At 41.3% G+C, this 17,515-nt stretch carries 16 protein-coding genes; 5 read left to right on the top strand and 11 right to left on the bottom strand.

The window, feature by feature from the left end:
• Nucleotides 1-204: 204 nt before the first annotated feature.
• Nucleotides 205-1,704 carry a carbon-nitrogen hydrolase family protein gene (locus CHA01nite_RS12290; RefSeq protein WP_146941750.1) on the top strand — a complete coding sequence of 500 codons (1,500 nt, stop codon included), beginning with the start codon at nucleotides 205-207 and terminating at the stop codon, nucleotides 1,702-1,704.
• A gap of 93 nt (nucleotides 1,705-1,797) precedes the next feature.
• Here CHA01nite_RS12290 and CHA01nite_RS21130 read toward each other — a convergent pair whose 3' ends face one another.
• Nucleotides 1,798-1,953 carry a bacteriocin-like protein gene (locus CHA01nite_RS21130; RefSeq protein ID WP_444979415.1) on the bottom strand — a complete coding sequence of 52 codons (156 nt, stop codon included), beginning with the start codon at nucleotides 1,951-1,953 and terminating at the stop codon, nucleotides 1,798-1,800.
• A 170-nt stretch (nucleotides 1,954-2,123) separates the two neighbouring features.
• Between CHA01nite_RS21130 and CHA01nite_RS12285 the strand changes: the two genes are divergently transcribed.
• Both CHA01nite_RS12285 and CHA01nite_RS12280 read left to right on the top strand, forming a co-directional pair.
• A complete protein-coding gene (locus CHA01nite_RS12285) occupies nucleotides 2,124-3,770 on the top strand; it encodes an ABC1 kinase family protein (RefSeq protein WP_146941748.1) in 1,647 nt (548 codons plus the stop codon).
• Nucleotides 3,771-4,389: 619 nt separating this feature from the next.
• On the top strand, nucleotides 4,390-5,742 hold the full coding sequence (locus tag CHA01nite_RS12280) for a DEAD/DEAH box helicase (RefSeq protein WP_146941745.1): 1,353 nt from the start codon (nucleotides 4,390-4,392) through the stop codon (nucleotides 5,740-5,742).
• A gap of 34 nt (nucleotides 5,743-5,776) precedes the next feature.
• On the opposite strand, the gene CHA01nite_RS12275 is transcribed toward CHA01nite_RS12280, so the two are convergent.
• The 9 genes from CHA01nite_RS12275 to CHA01nite_RS12235 form a co-directional block, all read right to left on the bottom strand.
• Nucleotides 5,777-6,211 (bottom strand): lipocalin-like domain-containing protein, encoded by a 435-nt coding sequence (locus CHA01nite_RS12275; RefSeq protein WP_146941743.1) that lies wholly within the window; start codon nucleotides 6,209-6,211, stop codon nucleotides 5,777-5,779.
• Between the two features lie 125 nt (nucleotides 6,212-6,336).
• Nucleotides 6,337-6,807: a hypothetical protein gene (locus CHA01nite_RS12270; RefSeq protein WP_170234729.1), complete on the bottom strand. Its 471-nt coding sequence runs from the start codon at nucleotides 6,805-6,807 to the stop codon at nucleotides 6,337-6,339.
• Nucleotide 6,808: 1 nt separating this feature from the next.
• On the bottom strand, nucleotides 6,809-7,462 hold the full coding sequence (locus CHA01nite_RS12265) for a GDSL-type esterase/lipase family protein (RefSeq protein WP_146941741.1): 654 nt from the start codon (nucleotides 7,460-7,462) through the stop codon (nucleotides 6,809-6,811).
• Between the two features lie 78 nt (nucleotides 7,463-7,540).
• On the bottom strand, nucleotides 7,541-8,002 hold the full coding sequence (locus CHA01nite_RS12260; RefSeq protein ID WP_146941739.1) for a lipocalin-like domain-containing protein: 462 nt from the start codon (nucleotides 8,000-8,002) through the stop codon (nucleotides 7,541-7,543).
• 255 nt (nucleotides 8,003-8,257) lie between these two features.
• Nucleotides 8,258-9,421: an iron-containing alcohol dehydrogenase gene (locus CHA01nite_RS12255; RefSeq protein ID WP_146941737.1), complete on the bottom strand. Its 1,164-nt coding sequence runs from the start codon at nucleotides 9,419-9,421 to the stop codon at nucleotides 8,258-8,260.
• A 377-nt stretch (nucleotides 9,422-9,798) separates the two neighbouring features.
• Nucleotides 9,799-10,377, bottom strand: a complete 579-nt coding sequence (locus CHA01nite_RS12250) for a hypothetical protein (RefSeq protein ID WP_146941735.1) — start codon at nucleotides 10,375-10,377, stop codon at nucleotides 9,799-9,801.
• A gap of 33 nt (nucleotides 10,378-10,410) precedes the next feature.
• Complete coding sequence (locus CHA01nite_RS12245) at nucleotides 10,411-10,815, bottom strand: hypothetical protein (protein WP_146941733.1); 405 nt, start codon at nucleotides 10,813-10,815, stop codon at nucleotides 10,411-10,413.
• Between the two features lie 79 nt (nucleotides 10,816-10,894).
• Nucleotides 10,895-11,338: a hypothetical protein gene (locus CHA01nite_RS12240; protein WP_146941731.1), complete on the bottom strand. Its 444-nt coding sequence runs from the start codon at nucleotides 11,336-11,338 to the stop codon at nucleotides 10,895-10,897.
• Between the two features lies 1 nt (nucleotide 11,339).
• The gene (locus CHA01nite_RS12235; RefSeq protein ID WP_146941729.1) at nucleotides 11,340-12,644 is read right to left on the bottom strand and encodes an AAA family ATPase; all 1,305 of its coding nucleotides are present in this window, start codon (nucleotides 12,642-12,644) and stop codon (nucleotides 11,340-11,342) included.
• Between the two features lie 89 nt (nucleotides 12,645-12,733).
• On the opposite strand from CHA01nite_RS12235, the gene CHA01nite_RS12230 reads away from it, so the two are divergent.
• Nucleotides 12,734-15,268 (top strand): phosphoenolpyruvate carboxylase, encoded by a 2,535-nt coding sequence (locus CHA01nite_RS12230; protein WP_146941727.1) that lies wholly within the window; start codon nucleotides 12,734-12,736, stop codon nucleotides 15,266-15,268.
• 5 nt (nucleotides 15,269-15,273) lie between these two features.
• On the top strand, nucleotides 15,274-15,795 hold the full coding sequence (locus CHA01nite_RS12225; RefSeq protein ID WP_146941725.1) for an SMI1/KNR4 family protein: 522 nt from the start codon (nucleotides 15,274-15,276) through the stop codon (nucleotides 15,793-15,795).
• Between the two features lie 43 nt (nucleotides 15,796-15,838).
• Here the strand turns inward: CHA01nite_RS12225 and CHA01nite_RS12220 are convergent, their stop codons facing one another.
• A complete protein-coding gene (locus tag CHA01nite_RS12220) occupies nucleotides 15,839-17,455 on the bottom strand; it encodes a S8 family peptidase (RefSeq protein ID WP_146941724.1) in 1,617 nt (538 codons plus the stop codon).
• Between the last annotated feature and the right edge of the window lie 60 nt (nucleotides 17,456-17,515).

Genomic DNA, 17,515 nt, shown 5'->3' with positions numbered 1-17,515 from the left:
TCAAAATATTAAGGATTAATTGTAGCTCAGTTTCCTTTGAAAACAGAAAATGGAGTCACGAAGGGATGTATAAAATCAACATTGGGTGTAACGGTATTTTCATCCCGTTAAAAACGATAAACAGCCCGGCTCTTCGTGAAAACTTTGCTTCCACACAATAGTTTTTTCTTATATTTTCCCTAAATTTAAACAAAATTACATCAGATGCAAATAGAAACAAGAGCGCTCACCGTAGCCGATTATCCGGAACTGGTAGAGACCATGAAGAGGGCCTACCCGCAGATGTCGGAATACGTCTGGTCAAAGAAAAGCATTGAAAAGCTGACCACCATTTTTCCAAAGGGGCAGATCTGCATTACGGTAGACGGGAAACTCGCTGCCGTAGCCTTATCGATTATCGTTAATTACGAGGAATTCGGTGACGACCATACCTACAGCGATATTACGGGAAATTATACGTTCAATACCCATATTTCCACGGGAAACGTCCTGTATGGAATCGAAGTGTTTGTGGATCCTGAATTCAGGGAACTCCGGCTGGGAAGAAGGCTGTATGATGCCCGGAAAGAACTCTGCGAACTGCTGAACCTGCGGTCTATTATCCTGGGAGGCAGAATCCCGAATTACTACAAACACACCGACCTCTCCCCGAGGGAATACATCCGGAAAGTCCGGGATAAAGAAATTTATGATCCCGTACTGTCATTCCAGCTTTCCAATAACTTCCTGCCGATCAAGGTACTGAAAGGCTATCTTCCGGAAGACGAATCTTCCGGTGAAAATGCGGTATTGCTGCAATGGAACAACATTTACTACAGCAAGAAAAACACAACGATGCAGGACAGCATCATCCGGTTGGGGCTGGTGCAGTGGCAGATGCGCCATTTCAAGGACATCGATGCCTTTTACGAGCAGGTGGAATTCTTCGTGAATGTTATGGGCGATTACAAAGCGGATTTCGTCCTCTTTCCCGAATTGTTCAACACCCCTTTGCTGGCGCCGTTCAATAAGCTTTCGGAGCGGGACAGCATGATTGAGCTGGCCAAACTCACGGAAGAAATCAGGATGAGAATCTCCGATCTGGCCATCAGCTATAATGTGAATATCATTTCCGGAAGCATGCCTGTGTTCGAAAACAACGATCTGTATAATGTCAGCTACCTTCTTCACCGCGATGGTAGGGTAGATGAATACCGCAAGATCCACATCACCCCGAATGAAAGAAAATATTACGGAATGAAAGGGGGGAACGAGATCCGGGTCTTTGATACCGACTGCGGGAAAATAGGACTGGTGATCTGTTATGATGTGGAGTTCCCGGAACTGCCGAGAATCCTGGCAGATCAGGGAATGAAAATTCTTTTTGTGCCATATCTTACCGATACGCAGAATGCATACATGCGTGTTCGCCACTGTGCGGCAGCGAGGGCCATTGAAAATGAGTGTTATGTAGCCATTGCGGGCTGTGTCGGGAATCTTCCGGGAGTGAATAATATGGACATCCAGTTCGGGCAGGCGGCCGTATTCACCCCGTCGGATTTTGCCTTTCCGTCGAATGCCGTCAAAGGGGAGGCCACTCCGAATACGGAGATGACCCTGATCGTTGACGTCGATCTGAATCTGCTTAAAGACCTGCACCATCATGGGTCCGTTCAGGTGATGAAAGACCGCCGGCAGGATCTGTACGAAACTTACCTGAAATAATCAATACCGATTTTAAAAACCTGTAATGGGTTGGTACACAAAGGGCTGTCTGAAAAATTCGGACAGCCTTTAATTTTACCTGTGTTGCAGCGCTTATAATACCTGCGGACAAACCACTGCAGGGCAAATCAGTCTTGGACATCTTGGTCTTCCGTCATCCGGACAGCATTTATTCGAGCAGTTTGTAATAATTCCGCCTCCTGAAATACTTTTCATTTCTGATCTTGATACTTTCTTTAAATTTTTCATTTTAATAATTTTATAGGTTAGTTTCACTGTTTGGTGAATGTAAAGTTAAAAAAAATCATCATATAAACTCAATTTGGGAAAATAATTACATTTTATTTAACATTTGCTATAAAAATTTAAGTTCTGCCAGGAATAATTTTTGAATTAAATTGCACTTACATTTCAGGGATATGTTTGATAAGCAGCAAAGAAAATTAAAGAGATCCGCCAGACTGATTTCCGTGTTGAGCAAATACGGCTTTAAAGATATGCTGGCCCGCATGAACGGCGGAAATAAAGCGGAAGCTCCGGAGAATACCGATGAAGCGGTTTCCAGAGGCACGGTCTACGAAAGGATACGGCTGGTGCTGGAAGAACTTGGGCCTACCTTTGTGAAACTGGGCCAGACCTTCAGCAACCGGGAAGACCTGCTGCCGCCTGAGCTGATCCGGGAGCTGCAGAAGCTTCAGGACAAAGTGGAAACGGTGGAAATGAATGTGGAGGAGATCCTGGAAAATGAATTCAATATTTCTGTCAGAGATTACTTTGCCGATATTCATAAACAACCATTGGCCACAGCTTCCATTGCACAGGTTTACAAAGCCGTGCTGATTGATGGAACCGACGTTATTCTGAAAATTAAGAAGCCTGACGTACAGACATTGATTGAAGATGATCTGCTGCTCATCAAAGATCTGGAAAAGCTGGTGTCTTCCTATTCCGAAATCGGTGAAAAGCTGAACCTGAAGCAGGCCATTTCCACTTTTGAAAAATCTTTGCTGGAGGAAGTGTCCTTAATCAATGAAAAAGAAAACATCCTTCAATTCAGAAGGAATTTCAAAAACAGCAAAGAAACCTATGTACCGAAAGTATATGAGGAACTTTGTAACAACAATATCCTGTGCATGGAGTTTATCGACGGGATCAAGATAACGGATACCGCCACGCTTCTGAAATATCATCTTGACCCCATCCCTGTTTCCGAAGCGGGCTTAAGGCTTTTCGTTTCGCAGATCCTGGACTACGGATTTTTCCATGCCGATCCGCATGCCGGGAATATCCTGGTGAAAAAGGATGGAAAAGTAGTCTTCATCGATTTCGGCGCAGTCGGGAAAATTCCGCCCAATGATAAGGAAATTCTCGAGAATCTCATCGTCAGTTTCGTTGCTAAGAACCCGCATAAAATCGTCCGTCACCTTAAAAAAATGGCCGTCAGCTACCAGATCCCCGATGAAAAAAGGTTCGAAGCCGATGTGGAGGACATCCTGAACTTTGTCCACAGCACCTCATTAAAGGAAATTAACCCCCAGGCGATCATCAACAAGATGAAAGATGTCTTAAAGGACAACCGCCTGTATATGCCGGATTATTTTTATCTTCTGTTTAAAGGAATCGGACTGATTGAAGGCGTCGGAAGAACCATTAATCCGGATCTTGATGTGGTGAAGAGCCTGCATCCGTACACCCGAAAAATATTTGCCAGGAAAATAAGTCCCAAAAACCTGATGAAAACAGGAATGGACCGGATGATGATGTTCACGGATAATGTGGATGAGATCCCGAAAGAACTGCGCTCCGTCCTGCAGAAGCTGGATGAAAATAAATTTACGGTTTCCAGTGAGATCAAAAATATCGAAAAAACCAACCAGCTGATCAAATCCAGCATCGTCAGCCTGATATTGGCTATGGTTCTCGGTGCCAACATCATTGCTACCGCCATCGTTTTTGTCTCGGAAACAGGACCGAGGATCGGCGAACTGTCTTTGGCAGCGGTATTGGGTTTTATTTTTTCCGTGTTTTTAATCATTGTGATTCTGCTGAGAATTACGAGGAAATAAATTGCGGACTGGTTTATTTGTGTGTATTGGTTAAAGTCAGTGGTAACCATCATTCTCAAATTCTTTTTCCATAGGAATATTAACTGTGTAGCCACAATAAAGGTTAAATAAGGCACGCCACAGGTATGCTATCTGAACGTTGGCTATAAAAAGATAGAACTCCGCTGGAGTTGTGCTATAACGGCTTGAACTTTAACTACACAGATGTTGCGCCTCCGGAGCCAACCCGTTTTAATGGCAACTATGAATGCCGGAAAATGTGTTATTGCTTATCTTTAGAAGAATAGATTAGTGATGATATTCTTAATCCTTCAAGATGAAATCTGCGTAATATGCAAGATCTTTAGGATAAATTTTTAGATTTAAAGTTTAGATCCAATGTAAGATCAACCCTCACAATCCTTATTCCGTAGGAATATCATCTGTGTAGCAATTATAAGGGAAGGATGAGAAGCACGCCGTAAGTGTACCATCTGATAAATCAAAGGGAAGTTTCTGTTGCATCTTTCAACTTTAACTGATGCATTGTTGAGATCATGAACTAGGGTTAAATAAATCTACACAGTCTCTGCATTTTAGATTTTTAAACATTAAAAAATTAATTGCCTATCTTTGCAAAATGGAACAACTCACTTTTGCAGATTTTGACCTTCCGGTTAAAATTCTTGATGTTTTAGCAGACCTGAATTTATTTGAGCCCACTCCGATTCAGGAGAAAAGTATCGGGCCGATTCTTTCCGGACGCGATGTTATGGGGATTGCACAAACCGGGACCGGTAAAACACTGGCTTATCTTTTACCGGTATTGAAAACCTGGAAATACAACAAATCCGGGAATCCAACCGTCCTGGTGCTGGTTCCTACAAGGGAGCTCGTGGTTCAGGTAACGGAAATCGTAGAAAAACTGACGGAAAATATTACTGCAAGAGTGATCGGAATTTACGGAGGTAAAAACATCAATACCCAGAAGCTGCTTTTCGATAACGGATGCGATATCCTGATCGGAACGCCGGGAAGGGTAATGGATCTCGCCATCGACAATGCCATTTCCCTGAAAGAGGTCCAGAAGCTGATTATTGATGAGTTTGACGAAATGCTGAACCTTGGTTTCAGACCGCAGCTGACCCACATCTTTGAAATGATGAAGGACAAAAGGCAGAATATTCTTTTTTCCGCGACCATGACCGATGCAGTAGACGAAATGCTGGATACGTATTTTGCAGGCCCCATTGAAATCTCCCTCGCCAAATCGGGAACGCCGCTTGAGAAAATCGAGCAGACGGCCTATAAAGTCGAGAATTTCAATACCAAGATCAATTTACTGGAACATCTGCTGAAAACCGATGCCGATATGTCCAAGGTATTGATCTTTACCAATAACAAGAAAAATGCAGATCTCCTGTTTACAAAAATCGATGAACTTTTCCCTGAGCAGTTCGATGTGATCCACTCCAATAAATCCCAGAACTACAGGCTGAAAGCGATGAAACGTTTTGAGCAGGAAGAAATCAAGGGACTGATCACAACGGATGTTATGGCCAGAGGTCTGGATATTTCGGATATTACCCACGTCATCAATTTTGAAACGCCTGATATCCCTGAGCAGTATATCCACCGGATCGGTAGAACGGGTAGGGCAGACAAGGACGGTAAGGCAGTGACTTTCGTTACGAAAAAAGAGGAGACTTTAGCACTGGATATCGAATTGCTGATGGATAAGGAACTCAGATACATTGATTTCCCTGAGGAAGTGAAGATCAATCCGAAGAAGATTGCTTCCGAAGAAGATCAGATTGTCATGAAAAATCCTGCGATGGTAAAAATCGGTGACGGTGGCGGCGCCTTTCATGAGAAAAAAGCAAAGAATACCAAAGAAAACTGGGGCGGACCATCCAAGAGGAAAGCGCCGAAAAAGTTCGGAGCCAACCGGGCACAGCAGAAAGCGATATCAAAATCCAAGAAAAAGAAATAAAAAACAAACACCCGGAAATTTCCGGGTGTTTCTGTTATCTTGCGAATACAAGAATAATTTTGTCATCTACACCATCACCGTTTACATCGTCATAGTCGCTTACGAAATGAAGCTCCTTCTGGTTGAGCAGGACCACTTCGCTAACGTCACCATCAACCGTCAGCTGCATTTTTGCGGCATCATAAGAATAAGAATAGGTTTCAGTTCCGTAATTTTCGCAGTTTCCGCCTGAATTTTCATCATAGAGCGTACTGGATACGGTATTGTCCGGCTTGAAATTAATGGTGCTTTTTTTATAGCAGGAAGAATGAGGATCGTTGTAAAGCGTGCTTCCGTTTTTTCCGGAGATGGCTTTTTCGCTTACCGGCCGCCAGTTACCTACGATGGAGTTGGAATCTACGTCATCATCGCTACTGCATGAAGTAAAAATGAAACCTGCCGATACGGCGAGAAATAATAGCTTTTTCATGGTTGATATTAATTTTAGGATGCAAAGAAAAGGAAAAAAACAGCTTCTTCAAAATTAATCTTTAAGACCGGCTGAAAAGTAAAAAGGCTGCTTCATTACTTATGAAACAGCCTTTTTTATTTTATTTATCCCTCATTATCTTCATCAAGAAAATTGAGTTCGTCGTCACGTTGAATGTAATCGGGTGTAATCCCCGGCGGATTGAAAAGTCCCCAGTCGTCCACAATAAAATGTTTCGGATTGAATCCTGCTACCCAATCGACAAACAAGATCCTGAATTCTTCAATGAGGTTCCGGATCAGCTTATAATATTTGGCATCTGCAAAACCGAACATTTCAAGATTATTGCCGCTGACCATAATATCCCTTGCCGCTTTACGGATAATTGCGGCATTTTCCATTTTAATATCATAAAGCTTTACAGCTTCGGCACCGGAAATTTTAGCCTGAATTATCATGCTGTCTTCAAGAATCTGCATTTTGATGCTTTGGAGATATTGGTTGTCTTCAGGAAACAGATCCGTGATAATCTTTACCGTTTTGAATATTTCCTGAGCCTTTTTGTAAATAGGCAGTTCTTTAGCAGGCCGTTCCATCTTATTTCATGTAAGGTTTCATAACCGACGTCCATAATCGGTAGCCTTCCGGGGTCATATGGAGCATATCTTCCACAAAAAGCTCTTGTCGTACGTTTCCGTTCTTATCCTGCATAACTTTGGTAATGTCAATAAATTTTGACCGCGGCTGTTTTTTCATAAAGGCGGCGATTTTCTTATTGGCTTCCCTCATCTGCGGCCAGAGATTTTCGCGGCTTGGAGAATACTTGATGGAAATATAATCCACTTCAATAGCCGGAAATTTAGTCCTGACTTTTTTATAGAACGTTTTAAACCGGTCAACCACAACATCCGCTTTCAGCAGGGCATTGTCTGCAAAATCGTTTTCACCGCAGTAGATGATGATCTGTTTGGGCTGATAAGAATTCAGGAGATCATTCGCATAAAAGTTGAGGTCCGTCAGCCTGGATCCTCCGAAGCCTCTGTTGATAATGGTTTTATCCGGGAAATAGCTGGCGACATCCGTCCATTTCGTAAATGAGGAACTGCCCAGTAAAAGGATGGCATTTTTTGCCGGAGGGTTTTCCTGATCCAGTTTCTTAAAATGCTGGATGTCCTGCCAGAACATTGGTTTTTCCTGTGAAAAGAACAGGGAAAAGGTCAGCAGTAAAAATGCTGATAACATCTTCTTCATTGTTTAATAATTTTAGAGTATATTAAATTTTCTTGTTCATTTTATTAAAAAACTCCCGATTGTTTCGGGAGTCTGCTTTTATCTTTTGTAGGTAATGTATTCTGCATCAACTATCGTATCTCCGTTCTGATCGATATTACCGGACATCTGTTTGATCCTCATTTCAGAACTGGTTAGCACCACGATCCGGTAACTTACCGCACTGTTGTTCTTATAGGTAACCACCAGGTCTTTTGTTTCAGAATTGTAGGTATAGGTTCCTTCAAGCTTTGAAGCCACCTGGCAGTTGGTTCCCGTTCCGCCGTAAGTGGTAAATGAAGTATAATAATCGGTCCTGAATTCTAAATTATCACTGACGCTGCATCCGGTAGGAACTTCGGTGCTCAGTGCGGTTTTATCGTCTTTTCCGGATATTACTTCTTTTTTACTAATCTTCCAATCGCCTTTCATCATATCCATTTCATAAGCTTGGATATCATCATCTTTACAGGAAATAAGCGCTAGCGCTGAGAAGGCAAATAAAAGTAACGGTTTTTTCATTTTTACAAATTTAGAATATGCTAAAATATAAATAAATTTGAAATATATATAATGAAATTGAGGTTTTCTAAACAAATGTTTGCAGAAAAAGTAAATGAGAGGGAAGCAGGATGCCGTTTGCCGGAAGTTCATATACGGAATTTACCATTTAAAGCATAAATTAACAGGATGAAAGACTGACGCTGAACATATTTGTCTTCCGATCTTCCGTCATTTCATTCAAACTTCCTGCCTCCGTCATCCCGCTTCCAGCCTTTAGTAACTCATCTCTACAATCTTATAAGCATCCTGAGGCGTCAGTTTTTTATACTCTCCGAGGCCCAGCCAGTTTCTTTCGGTAAATGCTTTCTCTACACGCTCTGCCGTACCTTGGTAATCCTCGGTATAGTCTGAAAGTCGGGTCTGGATATTCAGGCTGTGGAAAAATTCTTCCATCTTTCTGATGCCGGCTTCCGCTTTTTCTTCTGTGCTTCCGTCTTTAATGCCCCAGACTCTTTCCGCATACTGTGCCAGTTTGCCCTTTTTGGTCTCAAAATTATACCGGTAATGGGATGGTGCGATTACGGCTAAGGTTCTTGCATGATCGATTCCAAAGTAAGCGGTCAGTTCATGCCCCATGGCATGCACAGCCCAGTCGGTGATTACCCCTTTCTGGATCAGTCCGTTTAAGGCCATGGTACAGCACCACATAAAATTGGCGGCGGCATCATAATCAAAATCACCGGCCAGGACTTTCGGGGCTGTCTCCTGTAAGCTGATGAGAATGCTTTCCGCAATCCTTTCCTGTAAATCGGCAGATGAAGGAGCCGTCATGTACTGTTCCAGGACATGGGTGTAAGCATCCGTTAATCCGTTAACAATCTGTCTTGGCGGAATGGACCGTACCACTTCAGGATCCAGTACGGAAAACTGAGGGAACAGCCCGGGCCCTCCGGTGGATAATTTTTCATTGGTTTCCCTTCTGGAAATTACGTAGCCGGAATTCATTTCCGAACCTGTTGCCGGCAATGTTAATACCGTTCCGAAAGGCATCCCTTCCCCTTCAAAGGTCCTAACGGGCTTAGTCAGGATTTGCCACGGGTCGCCGTCATAATTTGCCGCTGCCGAAAGGAATTTCGTTCCGTCGATCACGGAGCCGCCGCCTACTGCCAGAAGAAAGGTGATGTTCTTTTCTTTGATCAGGTTCAGGGCATTAATTAAAACGGCATATTCCGGATTCGCCGGTACGCCACCGAATTCATACACCTGATGGCCGTTCAAAGCTTCTTTTACCTGGTCGTAAACGCCGTTGTTCCTGATGCTTCCGCCGCCGTAGATTATTAAGACATTGGCCTCTGCCGGAATCTCTTTGGAAATTTTTGTGATTTCTCCTTTTCCGAAAAGTATTTTGGTTGGATTTTTAAACTCGAAATTAAGCATTGTTCTTAAATTTAATGTAGCCCAAATTTACGCATTGTCCGAAGAAAATTCAGTTAAAGAAGTTTTAAAATTCTTATGACAGGATTTTATGAAAACTATGGGAATATGTCTGGAAAAGGACGCGGAATGCTGGAAGTTGAAAAAAATAAACGTAGAAATGCGGTTTGAACCATTAAGAGTATGAAGGGTTTAAAGATGATTAAGAAAATCAAAGATTTTTATTTAGCAGTACGCTTCAGGCTAAGCGAATCTTCATTTTTCTGAATACCTTATTAAATCTTAATGGTTTCCTTGAGATTAATAAAGTACTTCCGGATCTTATATGGTCTGGCAGTACATCCAGCCTCCAGCTTCCCTCCTCCAGCCTTTATTCATCACTATTTCCCAATCTTCGTCGCTTCCAGTTTTCCCGTCTTCCGGTTGATCTTAATGAAAAAAGATTCTTTCGACTGTAAGTCGTTTTTCGATTTTACGAGGTAAAGCGAGATCTGATGGGCTTCCATTTTATAGGAGCCTTCCGGACTGCTGCTATCGACCATATACCCATAAGTATTCGCTAATAAAACCGCTTCCGGAAGATTGTCTACAAATCCGATAAAATTGCGTAGCTGCTGTTCGTCTGAAAAATAGGTGGATTTCCCGTTCTCACAGGCTAAAATGTAGGAAAAGCAATCTTCACCAAGGCATTTCTGGAAAAAACCTTTTTCCGGGGCGGGATCGTTCAGGGTCATACGGTCAGGCGTCTGGCTTTCGTAGATGACTGCTTGATCGGGATCAGGATTGTTGCGGAGTACCGACCAATAGCCATATTTTTTATCCGGGATCACAAAAGGGTAGAGGAGTTCCGGATTATCGAGGATTTCCGGGATTTTTCTGAAATCGGCAGGCACACTTTTCTGCCCAAAAAATAAACCTGATATCAGGACCAAAGCCAAAGCCGGAAATAGTATTTTCATTCTGTACGTTTTGTAAATGCTGCAGGCTAAAACTTACTGAAATATAATTTTGTAGTAGCCGTTTTCGTCTTTCACATCAATTCCTACGCCAGTAAACGTTAATTTGTTGATCTGGTATCCGTCACATCCGCCTTTAAACTCCGACGACTGTATCGTGAAAGTGAAATTTCTGACATTAGAAGTAAAGGTATAGTTTTTTGTACCGTTGTAAGCACCTACATTTTCCAGGATCAGGAGGTTTTCATCGGTTTTGGTAAGCTGGATGGTCTTCTGGTTCTCCTCTTTCACGGAATAATTCGTCAGTGTCCCGTTGGTGATCAGGTTTTCATCATTGGTATTCACAAACTTGAAAGCGATCGGCTGCGGCGCATTGTAGCAGTCTTCCCCACAGGCGGCGAAAAGGAAAATTATGATGAAAAAAAAGAATAGTTTTTTCATGGGATTTAGATTAAATTTTTTTATTTAGGATCATCATTAATTAAGTCTAGTTAAAAAAAATATTCTACTTAATCATGAACTAATTTGTTTCATCTAACTGTCTGGTTTGTTTAATTAATTGACCCTTTAAGTTTTTTATTCTATTTTCTAATTTTAATAATTTAATATCTTTTAGATCTACTGTATTAACTCTGGTTAAAACTATTCTAGCCTCTATAGTATAATCCTCAAAGTAACTCAGCAACAAATCTAATGAGCGATCAATTTGTTCTATCGCTTTAACTAAATCTGACCCTTTCAATTCTATGAAAAAAACTTTCTTTTTAGTACAGTTAATTAAAATGTAATCGCATTTTGAGCCATTATCATTAATAATACAGCCATCAATTCTATATTTTGATAATTCATCTTTTTTATTATTTTTATAAATATATTTAGTAGATGATTTTTTATCTCTAAAAGATACAATAGAATGTTTTTCTTTAACAAATTCAAAACAAGTTTCAAAAGGCTTACAAGACATATTATTGCTGATTTAATTGAAAAAGTGCATCAAATTCACTATTGATTTCTCTAGAGATCATATCTACGTAATCTTGCTCAATAATGTTAAACTCTGAATCAATAATCTCACTAACTTTTCCAGATTGAACTTTTGCCGCAAAGATTTTATTTCTATCTATCCATAAGTGTTTATTTATAATATTATTTACAAGTTTAGAATTTTTATTACCAGCTTTTTTTGCTAGAATCAGGTTGTTTAACGAGGCAATTATATAAGGGCTATGTGTTGTTATAATAACTTGTGAATTTCTTATATTAGACATCAATGCAATTAAATTTAAAATTTCTTTTTGAGCTTCAGGAAAGAGATGAGCTTCTGGCTCTTCAATTACAATAAAAACATTTTGTTTTTCTAATATAATTATAAATAATAGTAATAAAATCCACAACGATTCTTGTTGACCTGAAGATGAAAAATTTAATTTTACATAACTATTGGCATCATAATAAATTTTTTCACCATCTTTATCAAACTGATATTTTCCTTTTAAAATTTTTGTAATAATATTTTCTGCTAATGTAGTTTTCGAGTAGTCTATTTCAAGCTGTGTTAATAATTTTCTTTCTTTAATAATATCATTTAATGATTTATTAAATAAAGGCCTAACGATATTAATTTTATCTAAGAAAGTTCTCATTAAAAAATCTAAACTTCTAGGATTTACATATTGAAGTTGGTCAGATAAAGTAGCTAATAAACTTCTACCAGCTGGAATGAAAATTAATTCCCTATCCTCTTTAAAAATTAAATTACATTTTTCTTTTATATTTGAAATAAATTCTCTCTTTTCAATATCCTTCTGTAATAAATCCTTACTAGTAAGTAGAGATATACTTCTGCTATTATGTGATGAATGAAATTTCAAAGATTCGTTTACCAATTTTTTTATTGAATCCAATAATGTTTTACTAAAATTAGCTGTAATATAATTATGATTTGTTTCTAAAGTTATAGTAATCCAGATATCTTTAGTATAATAAAATTTTAAATACAGATTATTTAAATGCGTACTAGGTCCAAAATAATCTAAGTATTTTTGTCTAATTATTTTTCCATAAGAGTTAATTGGTTTCTCGAAATCCCCACTTTCAAACGAATTGATGAAATATTTTACTAAATCGTCGTTTAATGATTTAAAAAAAAAAATAGTTTTGGCAATTGTACTTTTACCACTAGCTTGAGGACCTATTAAGACAGAAAAATCTTTTAATTGAAGAATTAGGTTTTGTATAGGGCCAAAGTTTCTGATTTCTATTTTTTGCATACAATAAATGTTTGAATGACAAATTTAATTAAATTTTTTTTAAAATATTTTTCATATAATTAAAACCAAAATCCCCTACATTTGTTATCATGAGACACAACCAACGCGCAGAAAAATTCAGGCAGATTGTGGAAAATAAGTTCCAGATCTATAATTCATTGTTTATGAGCCTGCCTTATGATAAAATGACGAACATCGGGATGCTGCTTCCGTTTCTTTGTGAAGAAAGCAAAACCGGCTACGAAGCCGGAAAGACCCCCGAAGAAATCGTTGAGGAATTCTTTAAAAACCACACCGATCTGAAGACCGAAGAGCAGAAGCTTGAGCTGCTTTTCAAGATCATCCAGTATATTGAAAGACAGGTGGTTTTGTTCGACAGTATTGAGGATGCCGCCTTCCCGAGCCTTCATTCCGAAAGTGATACCGGAACGGTAACCAATATGTACGAACGTTCCTATCAGGATCATAAGCTCGAGCAGATCCGTGATAAGCTGAAGGACTTTGCCGTAAAAATTGTCTTCACTGCGCACCCGACCCAGTTTTACCCGAATTCGGTACAGCGGATCCTGCATGATCTGAGAAATGCGATCACCACGGATTCCATTACCAATATCGACATGCTGTTGCAGCAGTTGGGGAAAACACCGTTCGTAAACAAAGAAAAACCGACTCCGATCGATGAGGCATTAAGCATCATTTATTACCTGCGGTACGTCTATTACGATTCTATCGGTGAACTGTTTAACAAAATTAAAACCACTTTTGGGAACGATCATTTCCATCTGCATGAAGATTTGATTCAGCTGGGATTCTGGCCGGGCGGCGACCGCGACGGAAATCCGTTTGTAACGGCGGAAGTAACCAAAAGGGTAGCGGAGGAATTGCGGACTGCGATTTTAAAAGCCCATTACAACCATTTGAAATCCGTGAGGAGAAGACTGAGTTTCCGAGGCGTTTCTGAAGTCCTGGGACAGTTGAGCAACGAACTGTATACCGCGATTTTCAGGAGTGAGCAACTTGAGGCTGAAGACATCATCAAAAGGCTGGATGAAGCTGAAAAAATCCTTGTGGAACAGCACGATTCCCTGTTCATTGATGAACTGGTGAATTTCCGCGACCGGGTGAAAATTTTCGGGACCCATTTTGCCACTTTAGACGTCCGCCAGGACAGCCGCATTCATCAGAAAGTCATTGATGAGGTATTTGCCAAAATATCCGGGAAAGCGGAAGCGACAAATGAAGAAAAATTCAATACGTTAATTGAAACAGAAGATAAAATAAACGCCGAAGATTTCGGGGATATCGTAAAAGATACGCTGCTTACCGTTTCACAGGTTGCGGAAATCCAGCAGCGTAACGGTCTGAGGGGGATGAACCGCTATATTATTTCCAACTCCGATGCCGTAAAGGATGTAATGAACGTATATGCCTTTTTCAAAATATGCGGTTACAGGGAAGAAGAAATCAAGATGGATATCGTTCCGCTTTTCGAAACCATGGAAGGGCTGGCCAATGCTGAAAAGGTGATGGAGGAACTGTACCGCAATCCGGTGTATCAGAAACACCTGCAGCGACGGGGAAACCAGCAGACGATCATGCTCGGCTTCTCGGACGGAACCAAAGATGGCGGTTACCTGAAAGCCAACTGGGAAATCTACAAAGCCAAGGAAGTGCTTACCCAACTTTCCGAACAGAACGGGATCAAGGTCGTATTCTTCGATGGAAGAGGCGGCCCGCCGGCAAGAGGCGGGGGAAAAACCCACGATTTCTATGCTTCCCAGGGAAAAACCATTGCCAATAACAAGATTGAGCTGACGATCCAGGGACAGACCATCACCAGTATTTTCGGGAATAAGGAACAGGCTAGATACAACTTCGAACAGCTTCTGACAGCAGGAGTGGAAAACGACGTCTTCAAAAGTTCAAAGAAAGAGCTTTCGGAAAAAGAAAGAGCACTGATCTCCGAACTGGCCGAAATCAGCTATCAGAAATATTCCGATCTGAAGGCACATCCGATGTTTGTGCCTTATCTTCAGGAAATGAGCACGCTGGAATATTACGGGAAAACCAATATCGGCAGCCGTCCGTCGAAGAGAGGTGCCGGAAACGAGCTGAAGTTCGAAGACCTGCGGGCGATTCCGTTTGTGGGATCCTGGGCGCAGCTGAAGCAGAATGTTCCCGGGTTCTTCGGTTTCGGATTTGCCATGCAGCAGCTGAAAGAGCAGGGCCGGTTTGAAGAAGTCATCGAATTGTATAAAGGTTCCGATTTCTTTAAAACATTGGTGCTCAACTCCATGATGAGCATGAATAAAACCTATTTCCCGCTAACGTATTACATTAAGAACAACCCGAAATTCGGCGCCTTCTGGAATATCCTGTTTGACGAGTACAACCTTTCCAAAAATATCATGCTGGAACTTACCGGCTTTACCATGCTGCAGCAGGAAGACCCGCTGTCCCGCAAGTCGGTGAAGATCCGGGAGAGAATCGTGTTGCCGCTGCTGAGCATCCAGCAGTATGCGCTGATGAAGATCCAGAAAGGAGAAGGCAACACGGTAGCTTACGGGAAACTGGTGACGCGTTCGCTGTTCGGGAACATTAATGCCAGCAGAAACTCGGCTTAATTTTTATGAAGGAGCTTCTTCTTGCGATTTCGATTTTATCAATACAATCGGGCGATGCATGGGAAAATGCGTCGAAATTCCAGATTGAAAATCAATGGCTGGGTTTTGAGCCTGCAAATACTGAAGATGTACGTGAAGCTGAGAGAAGATTACATGTAAACCTGCCTGAAGATTATAAAACATTTTTACAAATTACCAACGGTTTTTCAGCTCCGAATACAGTTGAGCCAACTTTTATGAAAGTTGATGAAATTGATTATTTAAATACTATCGATCCTGATCTTGTCAAAATATGGGACGTAAGCAATAATGAAACTGGAAATGATTTAAAGAAAAGCCTACTGATTGCCGGAAAGGGCCAGGAGCAGTATTTTTTACTGGTCCCTGTTGATATTGCCAAAGGAAAATGGAAATATTGGAAATTTGCCAACTGGCACCCTGGCGAACAGGAATATAAAGGCCTTAAAGATTATTTTAAAGATGTTTTGAAATTTTGTGAACAAGAAAGTTTGAATAATAGCAAGTAAAGATTGATCAGAAGAAACCCTTCCGGCCGGAAGGGTTTCTTTTTTATTCTTTAATAAATTTCTCATAATACACTTTATCCGTCGTCAGTATTTTCAGGTAATACACCCCTTTGGAAAAATCCTCTACTTTTACAGAATGCATGTTATCATTATTTTTTGTGATCAGCCTTCCAAGGTTGTCGTACACTTCCAATGAGAGAATTTCACTTTCCGAGGCGACGTTCAGGATAGTTTTTACCGGATTCGGGAAAATGGCAACTGTATTTTTCCTGACAAGATCTGAAGTGTTTAACACAGTATTATAAAAACTTCCGAAATTCAGGATTCCGAATCCCATCTGGTCGGTGTGGTTCGGATAGAGGGAAGCGGTCTGCCGCAGCCGGTTTCTCATCAGATCACGGTTCATGTTTGGAAATGCCTGGATGAGGCAGGCCACTCCTCCGGCAGCAATCGGTGTGGCAATGGAAGTTCCGTTCACTGAAATGGTGGTATTGCCTGTATTGGAAACACTGGTAGCTCCTGTGCCTCTGGCAGCAGCATCAGGTTTGGTTACTCCGGCAGCATTAGGGCCATAAGAGGAAAAGGAAGAAGATGTTCCTGCCGAATCCACGCTGCCGATGGTGAAAACTTTTGCATTATCAGCCGGCGTTACAATGTAATGCCACGGCTGCGCTCCTGAATTTCCGGCAGCAATTAAAGTGAAAATTCCTTTATTTACCGCTATTTCTGCTGCTCTCGCAATAAAAGAGGTAGTCCCGTTCATCTGAGCATACGTATAGTTGTACCTGGGATCATCAAAAGTAGCATAGCCCAGTGAAGTGGTGATCATATCCACTCCTTTCCGGTCGGCCTCTTCAGCCGCTTCGATCCAGTAGAGCTCTTCTTCCGGAATTTCTACCGCTGCATTTTCGCTGCGGTACAGGTAAAAGTCGGCATCCGGTGCCGATCCTACAAAGGTATCCTGGATATAACCGCCGATCGCACCCAAAACAGCTGTACCATGGGAATTAAGCGAGGCATTGTAAATATCGGGTGTTTTGGTAACGAAATCAAAGCCGCCCTTAATGTGACCGTTGGTCCACAGCCTGGAATAAGCAGCAGCCGTATTCACATTCGGGAATCCGGCATCAATAACGGCAATCGTTACGCCCGTACCGGTAAAACCGGCCAGATGAAGCGGGCGGAGATTGATCTGGTCAATCTGTGCGGAGCCGGAGCCGTAATCAAAAACCGTCAGGTTCTTACCGGCCGGATCAGTGGGATTTTCCCATTTGCCCGGATGGGCAAGCTTTGTTCCGCCGGAAGCATTTCTGGCAAAACTCTCTACTGACAGGACGTAGCTCTGCGACTGAAGCGTATTAATCTGCGCCGGCGTCGCATTCACCGCAACCCCGTTCAGCCATTTGGAATAATCCGTTACGGTAAATCCCAGGCTTTGGATATTGTTGATGTAGGTCTGCTCGACAGGCGCATCCTGGTCGTTCAGTGCAATGCCCATGGAAGCCCTGCGATTGAGGGATTTCTGGGACAGTTCCGATAATGGATTGGCATAGAAAGCAGCCTTGTTGGGTTTATCCTTAAAAAATACAAAAACAAGCGATGTCTGTGCAAAACTTAGCGAATAACCTGCTAAAAGACAAAAGAGTAAAGTTTTTTTCATGTACTTATTTTCTATAAAGATAAAACAAAATCAATAAAATTTTTGACGGGATTTTAAATT

Source organism: Chryseobacterium hagamense (assembly GCF_007991455.1).
In the GTDB taxonomy this organism is placed as follows: Bacteria; Bacteroidota; Bacteroidia; order Flavobacteriales; family Weeksellaceae; genus Chryseobacterium; species Chryseobacterium hagamense.
The sequence above is the reverse complement of the archived record's forward strand: the minus strand, read 5'-3'. Positions and strand labels throughout refer to the sequence as shown.